12 protein-coding genes and 1 tRNA gene are annotated in these 21,646 nt (G+C 48.7%); 7 read left to right on the top strand and 6 right to left on the bottom strand.

What is annotated here, in order from left to right:
• The first annotated feature begins 345 nt into the window (after positions 1-345).
• The gene (locus JW878_06165) at positions 346-8,865 is read left to right on the top strand and encodes a right-handed parallel beta-helix repeat-containing protein (GenBank protein ID MBN1762640.1); all 8,520 of its coding nucleotides are present in this window, start codon (positions 346-348) and stop codon (positions 8,863-8,865) included.
• A gap of 58 nt (positions 8,866-8,923) precedes the next feature.
• Here the strand turns inward: JW878_06165 and JW878_06160 are convergent.
• Positions 8,924-9,006, bottom strand: a tRNA-Leu gene (locus JW878_06160).
• A 74-nt stretch (positions 9,007-9,080) separates the two neighbouring features.
• On the opposite strand from JW878_06160, the gene JW878_06155 reads away from it, so the two are divergent.
• The 3 genes from JW878_06155 (at position 9,081) to JW878_06145 (ending at position 11,724) form a co-directional block, all read left to right on the top strand.
• Positions 9,081-9,506 carry a GtrA family protein gene (locus tag JW878_06155; protein MBN1762639.1) on the top strand — a complete coding sequence of 142 codons (426 nt, stop codon included), beginning with the start codon at positions 9,081-9,083 and terminating at the stop codon, positions 9,504-9,506.
• Between the two features lie 62 nt (positions 9,507-9,568).
• On the top strand, positions 9,569-11,482 hold the full coding sequence (gyrB, locus tag JW878_06150) for a DNA topoisomerase (ATP-hydrolyzing) subunit B (GenBank protein MBN1762638.1): 1,914 nt from the start codon (positions 9,569-9,571) through the stop codon (positions 11,480-11,482).
• A gap of 41 nt (positions 11,483-11,523) precedes the next feature.
• Positions 11,524-11,724 (top strand): hypothetical protein, encoded by a 201-nt coding sequence (locus tag JW878_06145; GenBank protein MBN1762637.1) that lies wholly within the window; start codon positions 11,524-11,526, stop codon positions 11,722-11,724.
• Positions 11,725-11,850: 126 nt separating this feature from the next.
• On the opposite strand, the gene JW878_06140 is transcribed toward JW878_06145, so the two are convergent.
• The 5 genes from JW878_06140 to JW878_06120 form a co-directional block, all read right to left on the bottom strand.
• Positions 11,851-12,915: a hypothetical protein gene (locus tag JW878_06140; GenBank protein ID MBN1762636.1), complete on the bottom strand. Its 1,065-nt coding sequence runs from the start codon at positions 12,913-12,915 to the stop codon at positions 11,851-11,853.
• Positions 12,860-14,131 (bottom strand): hypothetical protein, encoded by a 1,272-nt coding sequence (locus tag JW878_06135; protein MBN1762635.1) that lies wholly within the window; start codon positions 14,129-14,131, stop codon positions 12,860-12,862. The genes JW878_06140 and JW878_06135 overlap by 56 nt, the downstream gene beginning before the upstream one ends.
• Before the next feature lie 268 nt (positions 14,132-14,399).
• A complete protein-coding gene (locus JW878_06130) occupies positions 14,400-15,719 on the bottom strand; it encodes a hypothetical protein (GenBank protein MBN1762634.1) in 1,320 nt (439 codons plus the stop codon).
• A gap of 79 nt (positions 15,720-15,798) precedes the next feature.
• Positions 15,799-16,689 (bottom strand): hypothetical protein, encoded by an 891-nt coding sequence (locus JW878_06125; protein MBN1762633.1) that lies wholly within the window; start codon positions 16,687-16,689, stop codon positions 15,799-15,801.
• Positions 16,690-17,469: a hypothetical protein gene (locus JW878_06120; GenBank protein MBN1762632.1), complete on the bottom strand. Its 780-nt coding sequence runs from the start codon at positions 17,467-17,469 to the stop codon at positions 16,690-16,692.
• Positions 17,470-17,781: 312 nt separating this feature from the next.
• Between JW878_06120 and JW878_06115 the strand changes: the two genes are divergently transcribed.
• The 3 genes from JW878_06115 to JW878_06105 all read left to right on the top strand — a co-directional run bounded on the left by JW878_06115 (position 17,782) and on the right by JW878_06105 (position 21,634).
• On the top strand, positions 17,782-18,288 hold the full coding sequence (locus JW878_06115) for a hypothetical protein (GenBank protein MBN1762631.1): 507 nt from the start codon (positions 17,782-17,784) through the stop codon (positions 18,286-18,288).
• Positions 18,289-18,404: 116 nt separating this feature from the next.
• Positions 18,405-19,043: a hypothetical protein gene (locus JW878_06110; GenBank protein ID MBN1762630.1), complete on the top strand. Its 639-nt coding sequence runs from the start codon at positions 18,405-18,407 to the stop codon at positions 19,041-19,043.
• A gap of 5 nt (positions 19,044-19,048) precedes the next feature.
• Positions 19,049-21,634 (top strand): hypothetical protein, encoded by a 2,586-nt coding sequence (locus tag JW878_06105; protein MBN1762629.1) that lies wholly within the window; start codon positions 19,049-19,051, stop codon positions 21,632-21,634.
• Positions 21,635-21,646: the final 12 nt, after the last annotated feature.

Here is a 21,646-nt window from a genome sequence, read left to right as displayed (position 1 = left end):
TAGCTTCTTCTGGCAGCATGGGCATCGCTTTTTCTCTCTAACCAACTTCTATTCACGACATTACCCTTTTTATTAACGGATCTACACGAACGAAGCCTCTTATAACGATTTTTTGAGCTTCTGGAATCGAACGACTGCTGCATCCCGAGGGAATTGAGACCGGTACAAATATAGAAGAGCTTATTATACCTCATCGAGGCTACTTCCCCTTATTAGTTAAAAACGTCCTTTTGATCTTATCTTACCTGCCTAATTTTTTGCATATAATATTCTATCTGTAGGTCAAAAGCTAAAGTTTTATATGGACATGTGAACATATTTCGGTACGGGAGGTGTAACTATCACATGCCTGAAGGTGTAGAAAAAGGCGTAGGCGAGAAAGTGATTGTTTTATGTTCACTCCTGTTGCTCATTGTTGTGTTGCTTTTCACCGCTCTTGTTTGCATGAGCGGTACCGCGAGCGCAGCACCCGTGTCCCTGGAAGCCCTTTACGTTGGAAACACGATAGTCGATCTGAACTGGTCGAAATATCCGTCAGCGGATTTTTCGACATACCGGATTTTCAGGAATGATAGCCCCATTTTTACGACGGATAATCGCTCACTCACCTTTTACCGAGATGAATTCGGGCTAACTAAGGGGGAGTTATACATCTACGCAATATGCGTTTATAATTCGAGTGGTGGGCTCATTAAAGAAGAAAATGCTACCGTAAGTGCGAAAACCGGAAGGGTGCACGGGACTATCACCGTGAATACTACCTGGACCGCGGCAAGCAGCCCTTATAATCTATCAGGGCCTGTAATAGTAGAAGAGGGTGCGACCTTAACAATTGAACCTAACGTAACGGTGAACGATGCTAAACTACACATCCATGGAGCAATACGGGTAGAAGGGTTATCTTTCAAAGGTGTGGGGATCAGTCTCTATAACTCAACCGGCTCAATGATAAAGAACTGCATCTTTGATGGCAACGGTACGGCGGGTCCGGGCATCTATTTAGAATTCTGCAATGACAGTGCTATCACCGGTAATACCCTCTTAAATTATTCTGCTATTATGGGTAGGGGGATCTACTTGCTTAATTCAAACAACAATACGATCTCCGGCAACAATTTCTCGAGCAACCGCGATGAATGCATCTACTTGTATAATTCAAGCAGCAACACGATCTCCAGCAACAACGTTTCGAGCATGTATAAGGCCCACTCCTACTGGGGTGGCGGTATCTACCTAGGAAATTCAAGCAGCAACACGATCTCCAGCAACAACGTATCCCACAGCGACGAAGGCATCTACTTGTATAATTCAAGCAGCAACAATATTTCCAACAATAACGTATCCTCAGCCATCGAAGGCATCTGCTTGCATAATTATTCAAGCGGTAACACGATTTCCGACAATAACGTATCCTATGGCTACACAGGCATCCGCTTGAAATATTATTCAAGCAATAACACGATTTCCGACAATAATGCCTCATCAAATAGTTATGGCATAATTTCCCAGTATTTCTGTAACAACACCAGTATCACCGGTAACACCCTAAACTCAAACGGGGCAGGCATCTTCGTGTCTTATTATTCCTGGCATAACACTGTTTCCGACAATAGGGTCTTTGACAACGGGGAAGGTATCGAGCTGGTGCATTCGGGATACAGCATCATTACGAACAATACGGTTTCAAATAACTATAAGGTGGCCTATTATATATGGGGCATCAGCTTGCTTTATTCGAGCCACAGCATTCTCACTGAGAACACCGTCTCAAACAACCAACAAGGTATCTATCTTGTGGAATCGAGCAGCAGCACGCTTACGAGTAACACTGTAACCGCAAACGAAGGAATGGGGGTCTGGATGGATTATTCGGGTGGCAGCACGCTCACCGATAACACGCTCTCGGGAAATGAATACAACTTCGGTGTTGGCGGCCTCAGTCTTTCCGATTATATCCTGGAGATAGACACCACAAATTCCATTGATGGAAAACCGATTTATTACTGGGTAGACCACAGTGGTGAAACGGTCCCGAGCGATGCAGGCTTTGTGGGGATTGTAAACTCCAACGATATAACGGTGAAGAATTTAACGTTAACAAACAATTGTCAGGGAGTGATGCTTGCCTACACAAATAATTCAAGGATAGAAAACGTGAATGCTAATAACAACTACGAGGGCATCTACTTGTATTCTGCAAACAACAACACATTAACCAGCAACAACGCATCGAATAATTGGGCAAGTATCTATCTGTTAGGCTCGAGCAATAACAACATCGTTAACAACACCGCAAACTCGAATGAAGCTGAGTTCTATTCCAACCCTTTCCGCGTTCAAATGAGCGCGGGCATCTACTTAGGATCCCACTGGTTGGATTCGAGCGATACGAGCAATAACAACACACTCGCAAACAACAATGCCTCGGAGAGCGACTACGGCATCTACATAGCATCTTCTTCGGGCAATACTGTCACAAACAACACGGCAAACTTAAACGGCATATATGGCTTCTATCTGGCCGGAGATTCACATGACAATAAACTGATTGACAACACTGCTGAGTCGAACAATTTGGACGGCTTTGTCCTTGAAAATTCCGATAACAATACCTTAATTAATAACACTGCAGCAGGCCATACAGGTGGGGGCGGGGATTCCTTTGACGTCCTCATACTCACCGACGGGGCGTGGGACGAACAGGGAGAACTCAGCTTCTTTTATTATGAAACGCGTGAGCTTCAATTAGAGCACGATGCGGGAAATCTCACGCTCAGACTCTCCCAGCGAGGGCACGACGCGGCTTACGTGGACTATGTGGCTGTGCAGAAAGACGAGGCGCTATACGTTCCCAGCTCAGCAGTACATATCGAGAACAAGGAGAATGTGTTGTATAAAATACGCACTCCTGAGTACGATGTCTGCGACGCCTGGAATAGCACGGTGGAGATAAGCTGGGAGAACGTGCCTGAGAATACCACGTTGGTGATGCGTGCAATGGAAGAGGACCTCGGGAAGAGTCATGGCAGTCCCCTCTATTATCCTCTGCTTCGTAAGGGGTATACGCTCTCGCACACCATTGTTGACGATGGTGGCATCAAGGTGGATGGTGTGCTTGAAGAGCGGGAGGAACCTGACTTCAGTGTCTTCTGGAGGCCTGATACACCGCATCCTGACGGCTACACCTACGGCTGGTTACACAGCGACGGCGCGTATTTGTATGCTGCCGTTGAGGTCACGCCAGACAATACGCCGGACGAGGAAGATTGGGGCGCGATTTTTGTGATGGTGGACGGAGCACTGCGCGAGTTCCGTGTCTCCTGTATGGAGACCGAATGGGGTGCCATCGGATTCCAGTACACCTCCTCCGTGCCCTACGAGCACCGTATATACGAGTTTAAGATCCCGTTAGGAGAGCTAAACGCCAGTGTTGGCGATGCACTTCGCTATGGTTTCGGGGCTTACGGCACTGTTGGAGGCATGAGTTCAGGAATAAAGTTGGATGGCTGTAATAATACCCTTAGTAACAATACATTGACAAATAATTATTATGGTATCAGCGGGGGCGGTTCTGAGAACACCATTACAAACAACAATGTATCGATGAACTACGATGGCATCGTTTTGTTTTTTTCTGAAAACAATACTGTAGCAAATAATACTGCTTCAAACAATGAAGATGACGGCATTGGCTCGTATGACTCGTTCTACAACACCATTACAAACAATACCTGCTCGAACAACAATGGCAGTGGCATCTACTTGGATTGGTCAAGAACCAACATCATATCAAACAATACCGCATCGGATAACCTCTGCTATGGCATTTGCTTGGATACTTCGAATGACAACCGTATTATAAACAACACGGTAAACGCGAACCTCGAATTTGGCATAGCTCTGGTTTATTCGAACGACAACCTCATCTACAACAACTTCTTCAACAATATGCACAACGCGTACGACGACGGTGAGAACACCTGGAATATCACCAGAGCGAATGGCACGAACATCATTGGCGGGCCTTGTTTAGGTGGCAACTACTGGAGCGATTATCCGGGCGAGGAGGTGGATGGTGACGAACTGGGTGACACGCTCCTGCCCTATAACAGCTCCGGGAATATCACACATGGCGGCGATTACCATCCTTTGATGATTGATCTCTACATATCGAATCTCGTCGTTCCTACCTTACTGGTAAGTGGCGAGAATGCCACGGTAAACGTGACTGTTCATACGAATGCCTCCTTCAACGTTTCCAACGTCACGGTTCGCCTCGTGGTCAACGGCATGGCGATCCAGAATAAAACGGTCGACATACCCACAAACACGAGCGTCAATGTCTCCTTCGACGGCTGGAACGTCTCATGGTCAATAAAAGGGATTAAGCTCAGTCCTTTCCCTTTTAATATCACGGCTATCATCAACCCTGATAATACGGTAACAGATGCGAATAAGACGAATAACACGGTCACGATGGAATTTCCGTTTGGTAAAGGCGTGAAGAAGGCAGACGCAGACGGTAGGGGCTATTTAGCCGATAGCATTGAAAGCGCCGTCTACGCCGTGCCCATTGCGATATGGTTCGATGACGATGCCAAAACGTCCAAGAAGGGTACACCTACCAGACATTACAATCCAATTACGATGTCCCTCAATGAGCTGCTTGACATCGCGACCGAGTTCGATGGCATTGACTATCCAAACGGGACTGTTTTTCTCAGTATCAGCAATTTCACCTCGAATGCCGAAGAGACGTTTACGGCCTTCTGGAAGAACTCCTCGGGCATCGTTATCGTCAATGATACGCGGGAATCCGCGATTATGGGTGCACCCATTGCTTCCTACCTCAACTGGCCGATGGCACCTTCTTCCTTGCTGAAAAACCAGATGGAAGCAAAAAAGCTCATCGAGAACTTGAACATCACGTTCATCCTCGTGATTGCCGATGATAAAACTGCTGTCGGAGCCATAATCAATGACACGAAAAATCTGAATCTGGAAGAGAACCGGACGCTGATCGTGAAAGGATGTGCGGTAGAACCGCTTACTAACAGAGGGCCAACAGATCTGTTCAACGAGGTCTTAGAAGCGTTTGGTGACAAGTCGTCGAGCATTGTGGTAACCAATTCATGGGCGAACTCTTCCGCTGCAGCCGCACCGCTCGCAGCGTTTTACAAATCAATGATTCTTGATGTTCGGGATGTGGTGAGTACACCGGTTAACTATACCAATAATAGCTATGCAGGATTATATCCCCTAACCAACCTTGTAAGAAGCACTGTAGACAATGCGGCACACGAGCACGACCTCAACGGCTTCATCTCCACCTATATGGCCACTCGCACCTTACTCTATATCTTCAGATGGCAGCCCGCAACGCTTTACCTGGTGGGGGATGCGAGTTCTTTGCCGTTTGGCATAGAGCAAGAACCTTTCGAATTTAATCCAACAGATGCTGACAAGGATTGGATAGCAAGTGATTACCGCTATTACCATGCACACACGAACATACTACCGGGTGGACGAATGCCGCTGTATAGCGAAGATAATGTGAACTATATGGCACGCGCGTTACAATTTGCCGAGCTCGACGTTGGAGAGCGCGGTGACTGGGAGAGGGAGTTCTTGGCGGTGGGTATCTACAATACAGACGGTAAACGGCGCTGGGCCGATAACCGTGTTTGGTGGCTTGAGTCTGTGGTCTGGGCTGGCGATAAACTGAATGATAGTAGTAAAAAGGGTAATCTAATGCAGTTGTATGAGAAGCCATCTGCGCATGGGGGTGGTTTGGGTAGTGCATGGTACGCTTTTGATAGAACAGACTGGTCAAGGCTCCACGACCACAATGATAGATGGTGGAAAGAAGCTCCGATAGAGTATATTCCAGACCTTCCACAGTATCATGGACAAAAAAGTGGTTTCAACGACGACTATGACTACATAGCAGATGAACCTGGCTTTGCAGCAGGAACATTCACTGGATACGTTGAGATATTTAGAGACATAGATAGGGATGGGGAATGGGGTGCTGGAGATCAAATTGTTTTTGAGGGGGACCGCGCGGGTTTAAATGCGGATCCGGGCTGGATAAAACCATTCCCCGGCGATTTCGAGCCGTTTGTGGATGAAGAGATCTTAGACGGCACGGATAACGACGGTGATGGGCTGGTTGACGAGGACATATCAGAATTTGAATATATGGAAGTTGATTGGTTGTACGATGAGGATCCAGCTTTCACAGGCGTTGATAATGTACCTGACGTTGACGATTATTTAAACAGTACAGACCTCATTGATACCACTCTGATAAAGAATTTACCTGGCAAGGGAATTGTATTTTATAGCGGACATAGCTGGACTTCTACCTGGGATATAAGTAATCTTAACGGTTATACTTATAGTAAGGATGCTGCTGGAAATACTATTTGGCAGGCTACTGATACTAGATCAGATGACAATGTAACTCTGGATGTAAACGAAGTGCCGGAGTTATCGCCTTCATTGGTCATCGCAGCCAGTTGTGGCTCGAGCAGGATCTGGGAGAAGGATTGCATCACCACTGCGTTCTTGCGGAACGGGACATTATCCTATATTGGTGCCACAGCGATTGCAAAAGCAGGAGCGTCAGATGAGCTTATACCACAGGTGCTTGACGAGATTATTAGGGAAGAAACGATTGGATGCGCTTATATAAGTGCAATCGACACCTTGGATAGAAACGATCTCTGGACAAAGAGATATGATAGTTCCCAGGCTTCAGTCGCACTGACGAAACATGAGTTCAACCTCTTCGGGCTTTCCTCGGTTAAGATAGATCCACCAGCTTCTGGAGATGGGAAAGTGAGCTATGGCACGCCCGTCTTCGATTCAGAGACTCAGGAGTGGGAGGTTACTATAACCTTTGACGTTCCGGTGCCCGTCGAGATGAACGATTTCAATGGGAGTGTTGTGGAGATATACTTCACGGATATTGACCGGCTTATGTTCGATGAAGACAATTACTCCGCATTGCCGTTACTCTATTTTGAGTATGACCTCCCGGTAGGCGGTAATATTTCAAACGTCTCGTTAGCGAATGCAACAGTATACAAGGTGTATAATATTTCCCAGCCGAATGTGAGACCAGAATCAAAGTGGGAAGAAGAAGTGAATTTTAGTGATATAATGGAAATGGAACTATATACCGGCGAGTTGTTCCCAGACGTGCTTTTTGTAAACGGCTCTGAGTATGATCCCTTCACGAATAGAGATCGCGTCTTTGGTTCGGTAACGGCATGGCAGGTTAACGGAACGATTAACCAAACAACCGTTTACGACAAACTCGTGTTGAATCTGACGTACACCGCGCCGATAGGAGTGGAAGAGACGCACGTTGTGGACGGAAATGATCTCACCGTTTACGCCACTATCGTGAGCACGGACGGGGAGACACACTCTGTTAACCCCATGTTGAGGATTGAAACCGGCGGCGGCATGTTATACGAAGAAATTGCCGCAGAAGGCCTGGAGATAGGTGAAACACCGCAGCCGGTAACCTTCGAGGTAAGCGATATAGAACTGCCGAAATACGTGGGACGGGCGATGGTGACAGAGGAAGAGAAGCTCGTGGCCGAGACGAGCTTCACAGTCGCGCCGTCGCACATAGTGCTAAACGAAGTTTATCCCTATCCAAATGCTACGCAAGGTGCGAAAGAAGAATGGATCGAGCTTTATAATGCGGGAGAATCTGCGGTCAATCTTACCGGCTGGCGGATCGTGGACGGGGACGGCGATCTGAACTACACCATACCAGTGAACTACACCATACCAGCGAATGATTCTGATTGGGACGGTGTTTTAGAAGCTGGTTCGTATCTCGTATTCCACATCGGAGGCACGCTTGATACGTCTGCAGAGGATCTTTATGGTGGGTTCACTTCCGAAGTGTTGTACAATACCAACGAGAGTATAAGCCTGCTATCTGCTGACGGCACGGGTAAAGACTTCGTGAGATACGGCAATAACACAAATGAGCCGCCGAATGGGACTTCATGGACTGGAACGAACCCGGAAGCTCCGGTTCAGGGGCAATCGCTCGGCAGGGACAAGGAGAGCACAGATACGGACGATGGCAGTGATTGGGAGAATACCGGTGGTGCTGATGTCGATGGTCCTACGCCGGGCCTGCGGAATTTCAAAGAAGTTCTGTTGCCAATCATCACGTCCTTCGCACCTCCATCACCGGTTAACGATACCGTCTGCACCTGGAGGACGTTTAACGTGACGGTGAATCAAACGGTAAACGTGAGCTGGTATCTGAATGGTTCGTTCCTATTTACAAATGAGAGCGTAACGGAAGCCAGTTACAGGCTGCATGCGGAAGTAGTCGGTGAGCATAACGTCTCGGCAATCGCTACGAATACAAATGGCACGGCTATGCAGACGTGGGTGTGGAATGTGGTGTCTGAAGCGGTGGTCTTCGACACCGGCTCCTCAGCAAATCCTTATCCGAGTATCTGCGGCGTACACAATGGGACAATCACGCCGGATCAAACGATGATTGTGCAGAAGCTTTATACGTATTCCTGTCCAGGAACAGGTGGACATACCGAATACGCTGCTATTTCATACTCAAATGGTACCAAGATAGCCGAAGCCTACTGGAAGGGTTATTCCGAAGACTGGCACAATCTGTCGTTTAACGAATCCTTTACCCTCCACGCAAACGAAACCTACTACTACACCATCCGCACGGGCTCGTACCCGCAGATCATCAACGAGCCGTCATGGAATGCAACCGGTGGAGTGATAACGTGCACTTCATTTGAAGATGCAAATGGGGAAATTCACACAAATTGGATACCAGCGATACGGTTGTACTGAGAAAAGGTAGGCGAGCAAGGAAGTATCGCACAATACTGGAGTATACAGGAACTATTTATGCGGAGGGGGAGATTCGAACTCCCGAACCCCTGCGAGATGAGGCCCTGAACCTCACGCCTTTGTCCACTCGGCAACCTCCGCTTCCTTTTTCTCTTTTTAACACGAGAAAAGAAAAACCCTTTTGTTTTGTGACGCTATACTTCTATGGTCGAACGATGAAATTACCGGATCGCGTAGTGGCTCTGAAGACGGACTTCCTTCGCCTGACCAAGTTCTCAGTTGTCGGCGTTATCGGTGCAGGCATTAACACGTGGTTTCTCTGGCTCTTTACCGACGTCGCGAGAGTGTACTACCTTTATTCCTCGGCAATCGCCATTGAAATCGCCATTATCCTGCAATTCCTCATGAACGATCGCTGGACCTTCAAGGAGCAAAAAACCACGCACGTCGAGCAATTCGTGAAACGCATAATCAAGAGCAATATTTGGCGTTCCGGCGGCTTGGCGGTCAATATCGGCGTTCTTTACTTCTTGACCGAGCACATGGGCGTATATTACCTGTTGTCGAATATCGTAGGGATTATCTGCGCGTTCCTCTTGAATTATCTCTTCGAAAGCCGGCTGACCTGGGGCGTCAGGTAACCTCGAAGCGCCTTGTTATAAAGAAAAGTTTTATTTAAATCTATCGCAAAGGGAATACAGAGATGACGGAAGAAGGAAGCTACAGTGCAAAGGATATTCAGGTGCTCAAGGACCTCACGGCTGTACGAAAACGGCCTGCAATGTACATCGGCGACACGGGCAACCGAGGCCTTCATCATCTGGTGAACGAGGTATTGGACAACAGCGTCGATGAAGCTATCATAGGGTTCTGCACCCATATTGACGTGAGAATCCATCATGACGGTTCTGTTACAGTAACGGACAATGGAAGGGGGATTCCCGTCGACTTGCATGCGGAGTATAAGATCCCTGCGGTTGAGGTCGTGATGACCAAGCTGCACGCGGGCGGTAAGTTCGATGATAAGGTTTACAAGGTGGCCGGCGGACTGCACGGCGTGGGGATTTCGGTGGTCAACGCGCTTTCCGAATGGCTGGAAGTGGAAGTGCAGCGGAACGGCCAGAGCTATTACCAGAAATATGAGCGCGGCAAGCCGATCTGTGAATTGCAAGCCTCGAGCCGTCCAGAGGGGGCGAAAGAAGAGAGCGGCACGCGCGTTCGATTCAAGCCGGACATAAAGATTTTCGGCCAGTATGAAATTGAGGCACGGGTTTTAAAGACCCGATTGCGCGAGCTGGCATTCCTGAACAAAGGGCTTGCTCTTACCCTGAAAGATGAACGAACCGGCGAGGAGGACACGTTCCAGTACGAAGGTGGCATTACAGCATTCCTGGAATATTTAAACAGGACTAAGCACGTGTTGCACGACCCGATAATCTTTGACGGCGAGAAGGACGAGGTGCAAGTGGAGATCGGCGTGCAGTACAACGACAGCTACGCGGAAAATATCTTCTCGTTCGTGAATAACGTGAAGACGATTGAAGGCGGTAAGCATCTCAGCGGGTTCAAAGCGGCATTGACGAAAGTGCTTAACGAATATGGTAAGGCGAGTAACCTGCTGAAAAAGGTGAGTCTGGACGGTGATGACGTGCGTGAGGGGCTCACGGCGGTGATAAGCGTGAAGCTCCGGGACCCGCAATTTGAGGGCCAGACAAAGACCAAACTCGGCAATAGCGAAGTCCGGGGCGTTGTGGAATCGATCGTGCGGGAGTACCTGATGGAATTCCTGGACGAGCATCCCACTGATGCGACGGCGATCATAAAGAAAGCGGTGGAGGCGGCGCGGGCACGCGAAGCGGCACGGCACGCACGTGAGATCGTGCGGAAGAAGGACGCAATCGCGGATTCGCTGCCCGGGAAGCTTGCTGACTGCTCAGAGCGAGACCCCGCAAAGAAGGAGATATATATCGTGGAGGGCGATTCCGCCGGCGGGTCCGCGAAACAGGCGCGGGACAAGAACTTCCAGGCGATTCTGCCCATTCGTGGTAAGATCCTGAACGTGGAGAAGGCACGGCTGGACAAGATCCTGAAGAGTACCGAAATCCGAGCGCTGGTTACCGCTCTGGGTGCAGGCATCGGCGAGGATTTTGATATCGAGAAAGCGCGCTATCATAAGGTCGTTATCATGAGCGATGCGGACATTGACGGCGCGCACATACGAACGCTCTTGCTCACCTTCTTCTATCGCTACATGCAGGAGCTGGTGAGCACGACGCACGTCTACATCGCGCTGCCGCCGCTGTACATGGTGAAGAAGGGCAAAGAGACGCGCTACGCGTTCTCCGATGAGGAATACGCAAAGGTTCTGGAAGAGATGAACGTGAAAGAAGGAGATGCGGGCGTGAGGATCCAGCGGTACAAGGGTCTGGGCGAGATGAACCCCGAGCAGTTATGGGAGACGACGATGAATCCCGAGACACGGTGCATCAAGCAGGTAGCCTTAAAGGACGCCGCGGAAGCCGACTGGCTCTTTACTGTGCTCATGGGCGAGGACGTCGAGCCACGCCGGAACTTCATACAGGCGCACGCGAAGGAAGTGATGAATCTGGATATTTAGCTTAGCTTACTTCTCAAAGAAAATTTGATGTAGTATTATGCATGCGAGAAGTGAATTGTGGTAAAAAAGTTGGAGAAGAAGCTTATCCGGTGACAATCACGATTGAGAAGAAACTCAAAATTGTACCTCCGCTAGCTAAAGCAGAGCAAACAAATACTACATTTTTGGGCGTGGTTTCGACATTATTGGCGCGCATTCTCGTGCCGTGGTATTTGATGATACTGTATGGCCGCTATGACTAATAGGTGGCGTAAAGAAGGGCAGACAGACCCCATGAGAGAGATTTAGAAGCGGCCGCGAGTTTCGCACAAGAGTTGGAATTCAAAGAATAATTTTGTCAGTGTACGTTTATTATGGCACGGCTACTTTTACGTTGTTATCTCTACGTTAACCGTGGTCTTTTCCTCGTACAACTGCACACCGTATCCGTGCCCGTAAAACTCGACCACCACAGTTCCTGCGGATTCGTTAACGACCGGAGGATTATAATACGACGCATCTAAGTCGGATTCTGCAAGCTGCGCATTAAACCAGCTCTGCCAGATAGACGGATACTCCGTAGTTAAGTCAAGGGACAAATTATCAAAGGCGATGGTGCCCGCAAGATGGACATAGTCAGCGTAGGACGTTTCCACAGAGGCGCTCCTTGAGCCGGCATAGGAATAGTTCGAGCCGGTTAAATCGACCATAGAAATCCGCAGTAGAGGCGCACCGGTCGCATTGTCCGTTCCGATCGTAATAGGGGGATCGTGAATCACAAAACCCTTTTTCTCATCATCGATCGTCTGAGCACGAATCACCGCTCCGTGTTCGTACAAGATTTCCTGGTTGGGGTAATAGATATAACTGCTGCGGAACTTGACGATGCCGGCAGCCGAATCGATGACGGCCCCCTCATCGTCACCCGCAAGGCAGTGCGAGGAGTAATTGATGCGTACACAATCCAGAACGGGCGTTGTCGTGGTGTCATAGGTTGATAAATCTGCGCGGAACTGAATGTATCGATGCATATCGAATGCCGAAGATAACGCGGAGATGTCCTGTCCATTTGCTACCACGGGGCAGTTCGGCCAGAGCGCGGCACCCGTCATATCAGGGTATATGCTCGTTCGTACTTTCAGCGTTAGAGGAGTATATTCATCGGTCGTAGCGTCCCATGACATATTACCATAGCACGTCGTGGTATTGCCCGTATCATAGACACGGGAGACGTAGTAACCATCTTCATAATGCGGAACGGTAGAGATGTATGTCGTTTCATTCGCGTAAGGAATGCCAGAATTTCCGTTAACGCCATCCTCTGCACCAACACCCCCGTTGATACCACCGGTACCACCATTCACAGGAAGACTTGATGGAACGGTATAGAGCGATACATTATCGTAAAATATTTTTATTCGCCCGCCTGCACCACCGCCCCCCCCCAGCCCCATTCTTTCCACTTCCTGTAGTTCTCGTACCACCGTCGCCCCCTGCACCACCTCGTGCCGAGAGCGTCGCTGAGGAGAGATTCACTTCATATCCCCGGATGAGGATGGTACCGCCACTGCCACCCCCGCCACCGCCGGATGCATATTTGGCTTCAGAACCATCAGTCCCATCATCACCGTCAGCGGAAATGTTACCAGCAATTCGTATCAGTGCTGCGTCCAGTACCACGACTCCGCCACCGTACCCACCAGTTCCCCCGACCTGGCCTTGGTGCGGTGCTCCTTGACCTCCCTCACCATAGCCGCCACCGCCACCACCAGACCCGAATTCAAAAGATGTAGACAAGTTATCACCGTAAAAGATTCCACCGTTCCCAATATCAGTTGCGATTCCCTTTTCCAGGGAGAGTCCTCCACGACCACCGTCTCCACCTTCGCCACCGTGGCCAGCACCACCGCCGCCACTACCGTTAAAGCCAAAGGATCCAAAGCCCGCACCACTCCCAATTTGACCACCGACACCACCCGCGTAACCCTTGCCATCCGCGATGACGGAGGAGGTGGCGTCAATGAGAATCGTATTGGCGTAGAGCCTCAGGTAATTACCGGGCACGAGGTAAACGATGCTGTTGTTCGTGATGGTTATCGTATCGTATTGATGCTCACCGCTGAGAGTCGTAACCATATTATTAAGGGTGAGATCGCCGCTAATACCCATGCGTGCAAGTGTGATTTGATCGAACGAGATGTCCACGTTCACCCTCGTTGCGTTTGCATGACTAAAATTAGCGGTCGTGCTCTCTTCCATGGAATAGTTAGCTGATGGACCGGTAGGAAGTGAACCGCCACCGGCGTAGGGTAAGATCGTGAAGAGTGCTTCTTCATAAGGCGAGAACGAGAGAATTGCGCCCGCGGGAGACATGCCGAAGAGCGGTACTCTACCAGGCGACATCGTTATTGATTTGGTGGCTGCTGATCCTGAGGTTACTTCTTCCAGTTTGGCAACGAGCACGATGCCGTCAACAAGCGAGTCCAGGTCTGAGAAATCATCGACGACCTCTTCTGCGTGCCGTGCTTCATAATCCTTCGTCAATTCCGGGACCTGCTGCGCGATGTAAATGGAGGTTACAGCAAGGAGAATGCCCATGATCAAGACGAAACCCACCACTTCGGATAGGGCATGGGTGTCCTGGAGTAACGTTTCCCGTTTCTTTTTCATAGTCTGCCTAGCATGCTCCCTCGGTTCGACCTTGCAGCATTCCGCCATACCTATATCCTGCGTGTTGCTTATATAATGAAATATAGGTGCTATTGCTCACGGGAGGCAATATTGCTTGTTGCTCTAATCGTCATGATTTTTCCACGCGGGTCGTTCGTGGTTTTCTTTTCAAGGAGCGCCGTGAAGTGAATTGAATGGAATGGAATTGGTACGAATCTCTGTAATAAATCTCCGTTTTTTCACCGTTTAAAAAGGCTACGGTAACGTTTTAGGTTTCGACTGCGATCGACTGCGATCGCGATTCTATCCACACAATTATACAAACGGCAACCGCCGCGGGAATAATCAGGGGCAATAAAAAGGCTGCTATCGCTGCACAGACTGGGAGTTCATAGCCGAGTGCGCCCAGTGTAAAGACCGTAACCGTAAAGGCAGCAACGGTTAAAGCCCCATAGCCAATGCCCTTCAGGAGCACTTTCACGTGCCGTTTCAGTACGAAGAGCAGGATAAGCATGAGAACGACAAAAGCGGCAAACGCCATCGTATTCAGGCAGATCGCGGAAAGGTAAATTAACGGTGTCAGCAGGAACAGCCGCGTTGCCGCACGCAAATTATCGCTCTCCGCTACTGCATCCGCGATCGGAGGACTGGTGGTATAGTACGTGCCCACGATGAATCTTCCCACGGGATTGGTGAGCAGTACCGTATCCCGGAACGCGCGTAAGACCTCGAGATGCTCATCAACCGGCGAGTCGTAGGCTGCCGTTGCGATGAAACACTCAACCGTCAACGGAGCAGTAAACATCATGCTATCCGACATGTATCCCTCTTTCTCCGCGGTTGCCGTAAAAACAGCGCCTTGGAGTTCTCCGACTTCAGTAGTGTGAACGGAAAACGAGACTTCGCCATTCTCATCGGTATCTACTGTTTGAAAATTGATCTTGCAGCCTGGAGGCATACAATCCAGCGAAACGTAATCGGTGTCAGCATCATGAGATATAGTAACATTAACACTATCTACAGGGTCTTTCGAAGCCTTTGAAGAATCACTTACAATAATCGTATAGTATATCTCAGCATCTGAATTGTCGGGATTCCAAATATTAGCATCAACATAAATGCTATCGGTACGCACGCTTATCTCCAAGATTCCTCTATAGTCAACGTAGATAATCGCTGTCGCGTACGCGTATCCGGGCTTTATCGCTTTTACCGCTATCTGCTGCTCACCCCGTGTTATTTCTGTATAATCAAACGTGTAAACAGGATTCGCAATGCCCGTGGCGTTCGTGGTTAGCTCCGCGTAGGTGTTGTGTCCCGTAATGGTTACCGTTGCATTTTCAACGGGCTCGTCGTCTTTGTTCGTCACGTTAATGATAACCGGCGTCTCGATATAATACAGCGAATCACTTGGAACTTCCCAGCTATGCGTTGTTTCGTTCCACATCGTTATGTTCAACTCCGCGGTATGACCAGTATCAACCCAGAATTCTGGGACATATGGTGTTGTCGCTGCCGTACCGACTGAAACGGCGACGATAACCAGACATAGAATACTACAACAAAGAGAAAGGGTGCTTCTTCTCATTGTACCATCATCATCCCCCTCTTATGCACCTGTTTCATTCCCGTTCCGTTATTGGACTCCCCACGATTTCTAAAATGTATCATCGTTTATGCGTTCTCCGCGTCCGCGCTAAGCGAGATGCAACCAAGAAGGCTACCACGGTTGCAAACGCGCCTTTAACCGGTACAACAGTAATATCAGAAGGGGCATTAAATGTTGCGCTATCAGGCATATAACCCCTCCGCTCGGTGGTTATGGTAAAGAGAGTACCCTCGAGTTCCGTAACGGAATCGCTGTGCACGGAAAACGTAGCTTCGCCGTCGTTATCAGTATATGCTATCTGGCAACTCTTATTGGGGTTGGTTCCCTCATCCATATAAACGTGATTCGTATTCGCATCATGAGTCATAGTGACCTTAACACCTTCCACGGGATCTTTCGAAGCGGTTGCGGAATCGCGTACAATAACGGTGTAGTACATATCCGCATCGGAGTTCCAATAATTCCCATAATCGGAATCAATAACCATGCTATCGGTACGCACGCTCACTTCCAAAATCCCCTGGTAGTCCACGTAAATATTCTGTTGCGCGTACGCGGCTCCGGGTTTTACTGCTTTAACAACGATCTGCTGCCCACCCCGTGTTATCTCTGTATAATTAAAGGTGTAATTCGCCTGTCCTGTCGCGTTCGTGGTCAACTCCGGGTGAGTGGTGGACCCGGGACCGGTAATATTTATTGTTGCATTCGTAGCGTTAGCTCCGCCCGGGTATTTCACCATAATGTTTATCGGTGACTCGATGTAATACACCGAATCGACTGGCACTTCCCAGCTCATCGTGGTCTCGTCCCACTGTGTGATGGTCATGTTCAACTGTGTGGTTTGAGGTTCTTCAATCCAAAATAGAGGATCATACGCCATAGTAGTGCCGACAGCAGCAACGGCACATGCCAGTAACGCCACTATCAAACAGAGGAAGATCTGTTTCATCTATGATACAATCACCTCGGTCTTCACATAGTAGAGCGTTATATCGTATTCGTCTCCCGACCACTCTTTCCCCTCTATGAAGATGGTTACACTCTCATCTTCATCTGAAGTGGAGACGTTGCAGTCTGAGTTGTTCAGAGGGCCCTCCTCTAGGTCTGCATAAGCGAATATCTCCCTGAAATACTCTTCCCAGCCACGATAGAACGTGCTGTTTATGTGGAATATCAGATTGTTCGTTTCTACATTGTCGTGCTTCTTAGTGTGTTTCCCTTGTGTCAGGGCGAACTCAGCAGGGCCGGTACCGGCAACGGATTTGCTGCCGTTTAGTGTGATAGCATGGATATACACGTGGGTAACATTATCGTCATCAACGTCAACGTACATGATCGGGTCGCTGATCACTTCGGCATAGTCGTTCCCGCCGGCATATTTGGCGAAGACCGCGCCGTTCTCGTATGCTATGATATCGTCGCCCGCGATGTAGCGGATATATCCCGTGCCATTTGCAGACCCGGCCGCATACGCTCCTATTGAGCCGGCCTCCAGTTGCATCTTGGTCACCCGGCCCGTAGAAGGCGATTGGACGAGGTCTCTGATATCAGTTTGAAGGGTGAGGAAATTGCTGCGCATATTCTCCAGCTGTGCTTCTTCCTTGGCAGATTCGATCTTTGGCATTTCCACCGAATAGATAATCCCTACTGCCGTAACGACGATCCCCAGTATTAGTGCCATACCGATAACCGGTGAAATCGCTTCGTTGGATTTTATAATACGCAGCATTTGTTAGCTCATTAGTATATTAAACATGCGATAAGATAAAGGAGTATATAAAAGTAGCGTACTGTCAAGAGGTTGTACGGCCATACCATACTCTCTGAAGTACGTGAAGGATCCCGTAAAGAGCCCCATACACACTCGCAAGGTCAATCCGAATCGCTTCACATGCAGTACGTATCCGACAAGTGCCAGCAGACCTATACTGAACAGGAGTATCGGTGATGACTCGGGAATCGGCGCGCAAGGAACGGAATTAGTTTCGAATGGATAGAACGTCACATTTCCTTTTTAAAGACTGGATGAAATAACAAATACGTGGAGCGCTGTAGTTATAAGCAGAACATGAAGAACTTCATACACGATGAAAAAGCGGTCTCACTAACGTTGGAGTACGCCATTCTTATTTCGTTAGCGGTAGCTCTCATGACCACCGTTGTTTTGCTTTTTAACGGGTTGGTGGCCGACGCGGCAAAGCAATCGATAACCATACAGTACGCAGGGTTAGGTAACCAGATCTCGGACACGATCAATGATATGTACCTCACCAACTGCACGAATGCCACGAGAACGCTCAAGATCCCCTATCAAATTGGTAGTAGCGAGGACACGGTGACCGGGTATTCTATTGAAGTTTCTTCTGATTATCTCAACAGACCTGCACTCAAAATTTATTCCGCCGAAGTAACGGTCTACGTCCCGTTAAATACCGAAGGCCGGGGCAATGCGATGACGGTAAACGTAACCGGAACCGCATCCAGCGCTCTGTCCACACGAGTACGGATAACAAAAAGCGGGAATAATATAACACTTGAAAACGTATAGACGCTTATCATAACGCTTAGATACATGGATAACCTGTGCCGTGCTAAAAAGTGAGGGATCATGTGGAAAACGGTAGAATCTTAGGGGTATGTGAGTAAGAGGAGGAGGAAGAGAAGATGAAAAGGAAACTGGTGGCTGATGAGAACGCGCAGGCGTTAAGCATTGACTTCCTTGTCGCTATCGGCATCTTTATCGGTGCGTTCTTACTCACCTACTACCTGCTCGCCGCGTCAACAGCCTCGTATTCCGGTGAATCCGCAAAGATCTATCCCGTCGCACACCGTGTCGCTGAAATCCTGATTAAAGACCCCGGTGAACCTGCCGATTGGGATGCACTCTGGATCGAGGGCAACTACTCGGCCGTCGTGAGAATTGGCCTTTCCGATCAGTCAAAACCAAACGTGCTCGATCGTGCAAAGTTGGATGCGCTAATGTCCTCGAATACATCGGGTAATAACACCTGGTGGGAATTTGGGGAAGACGCTGTCGGAAGCACCAAATATCGAAGTGCTACCGCAGCACTCGGCTTACAAGGGAATGCCTCCGGCGGATACCGGGGCTATGGGTGCTATATACAGGTCATACCAACCAACGAATCCACGTTTTCGCAGGATGTTGCGGATGATAACTTTGACGCGGTACGTAAAGGCTTATCCGGCGACGTGGTCGTTATTGAACGGATCGTTGTCGTTCCGATTATAAGAGATATGGACTATGATTACGATTATTATACCATGAGAATGCTGGTGTGGTAACCGAAATGTTGGATAAAAAAGCGCAGATGCAGACCCTCGAGGCGGTAATCTCAGCACTGCTTATGCTGAGCGCTCTCACGTTCGTGATGCTCGCCTACGCACCACAGCAGCAGGGCTATTCCGCCGTGCAGTTGCAGAAGTATGGCGAAGATGCGCTCATGGTGATCTCGTTCTATCCCGAGGCAAATATAACGGTGATTAACGTAACGGGGAATATCACAACGGGCAACATCTCATGGACTGATGAGTTCAGCGGCAATGAAAGTCATCAGTATATCGATGACAACAATAGTATAAACTTAAGCGGTGGCGATATTCGGATCGAAAATAATCCGTTTACCAGAACGTATGACTTCAGCAGTGGCGCGGGCACAAATAAGTGGGCGTGGGAAGACGAAGACATCCCCTCAGATCCAAATGATCAGGGCGATCCTGCTTCGTCAAGCAATTATACCTCCCTCTCGACATCTGATGATAACCGGTGGGTGACTGATATTTGGAGGCTTGGTGGTGTTGATTATAATATCCAACTGTATAACGTTACCATTAATGAGTCCCCGAGCACGATATCAGAACTAAATATTTCCTGGGAAGGGCATGGTACAGGAAGTTCGGGCTACGATACTACGCTTTGGATCTGGGATCATTCAGTAGGTATCTGGCATCGATTGCAAACCGAAGACGCAATGGGTACCGAAGGATGGTTGAACGGGTCGGTAACCGATGCAGAAGATTTTATTTCAGGCGAGACCATAACTGTTCTTGCCAGTGCAGAGGAAAGCGGTTGTCCTTTCATCTACGGATGGACTGGCGAGGAATACGAGCTTTTAGATCTTCTCTTCACGGGCAGTTTTAATGCGCGATACGAGGGCTCGAGTTTTGTGACGACAACGAATTTAGCCGTTAAAAACGGATGTTACGAAGCGATTGTCTTCATGGCGTTACCGGATGACGGTTACATAAACAGTTTAGATCTGCAGGTTGTAGAGCACCCCGAAAATACCTCCGTTTTGCCTGACGATTACGGAACCCTGCATACAATAACCAATCCGCTTCCTGTCTCGGCCGTTGATAACGAAGGGAAGGACATAACCGGGGCGTTGGCAGCGCAAGACCTCGATTTCTGGGGGAGCAACGTATCAACAACGAGGGACTTTAACGATACACATAACTTATACGATTGGATTACGATAACCCTGCCAAAGAATGAAAGCGAAGCGAAATTGCTGGTGAACATGCGAATCACGGATTTTACCGAGTTGAAATTATGGTATTACAATCATTACCTGCTCGGCACACCTAATTGTGAATACCTGCTTGATCTGGTTGAAACCGATGAGGAATTTGCCACGCAACTCGACCAGACGATTTTTGAGACGGTTGCACCCCTCATCCAGTTCTGGAACGGTACCGCCTGGTACACCCACTCCGCTATCCCTATCTCGTCCATCTATTTCGACGTGGCTCCTAAAGTTATTCCCTTGAACCTTACGGCAAATGTTGGTAACCAGATACGGATCGTTATACCGTTTGCCTGTCATGATTTTGACTACGTGGCGGTAGACTATTCTCCTGATAGTCCCGTTACGAGTACTTGGATACGCCCGATTGAAGCCGAGACGCGGTACGTTAACGGGACGGTAGAAGATGTCCTTGAAAACGTAACAGATACCGACACGGGGTATGCTCGTATAACCCAAGGGGATTTTATAACCTTCAGATTCCCCGCCATGAATACTACCGAAGGTCTTGATAGAACTTATATTTTCTGCGCTTCGGGCTACTACGACTTAGTCGGTTCTGTTGTCCCGGAAGACAAGATCTATAATTTGGACCTCCTTTACAACTTGACGTACACGCCGTACGCGTACACGAAATGGATGATTCCGCGATACCTCCATCCCGAGGATTATCCTTACGAGAGCTACTATCATATCACATCGGTAAAGGAACCATTTCCCTGTAAAGGTCATCACTCTCTCCATTCCGATTACCTTAAAGTCGTTGTCTCTGGTATAGGCTACGAGTTTTCGGCCAATCTCACGTCCGTGCCCATAACTGCGACCTCATCAAGAAGCTGGAATAAGTTTTACGCCTCCTCGTACACCTCGTCACTTGAAGGTACAGCCATCTCGTTTAAAATTTTAAATGCCACCGATAATTCCACGATCTGCGATACTATCACCGCTGCTGAGGCAGCACAAGGTTATGACCTTGGCCTTCTTCGTGATTCCGGCGTGAGTTCGATACGATTATACGCGGAATTAAGCACCTCGGACAATCGTTACACGCCAGTACTCCACGACTGGAGTGTCGATTTGATCGCCACCAGTGCATTGATGCGTGCCGTAGAGAATAGAGATTGGAACGGACTTGACGAAAAGATCGACGAGGTCCTCCCCGAGTATATCGAATACAATCTCTACTTCCTTGATGACACCGGGGAAATCATGCTTGATGGAACCGCAAAGGTCGAACACGGACTGCCCGGCCCCCAGGCGGTCGCGGTGGATAAATTGGTATATGCACGGGACCCACGGGGGACGGGATATAACGTCTATGAAGTCCAATTAGTTTTGTGGTTTAGATAAACAAACGATAGA

The sequence above is a fragment of the Methanomicrobia archaeon genome (assembly GCA_016930255.1).
Taxonomy (GTDB): domain Archaea; phylum Halobacteriota; class Syntropharchaeia; order Alkanophagales; family Methanospirareceae; genus JACGMN01.
Note: the sequence above shows the minus strand (reverse complement) of the source record. Positions and strands in the feature narration are given on the sequence as shown.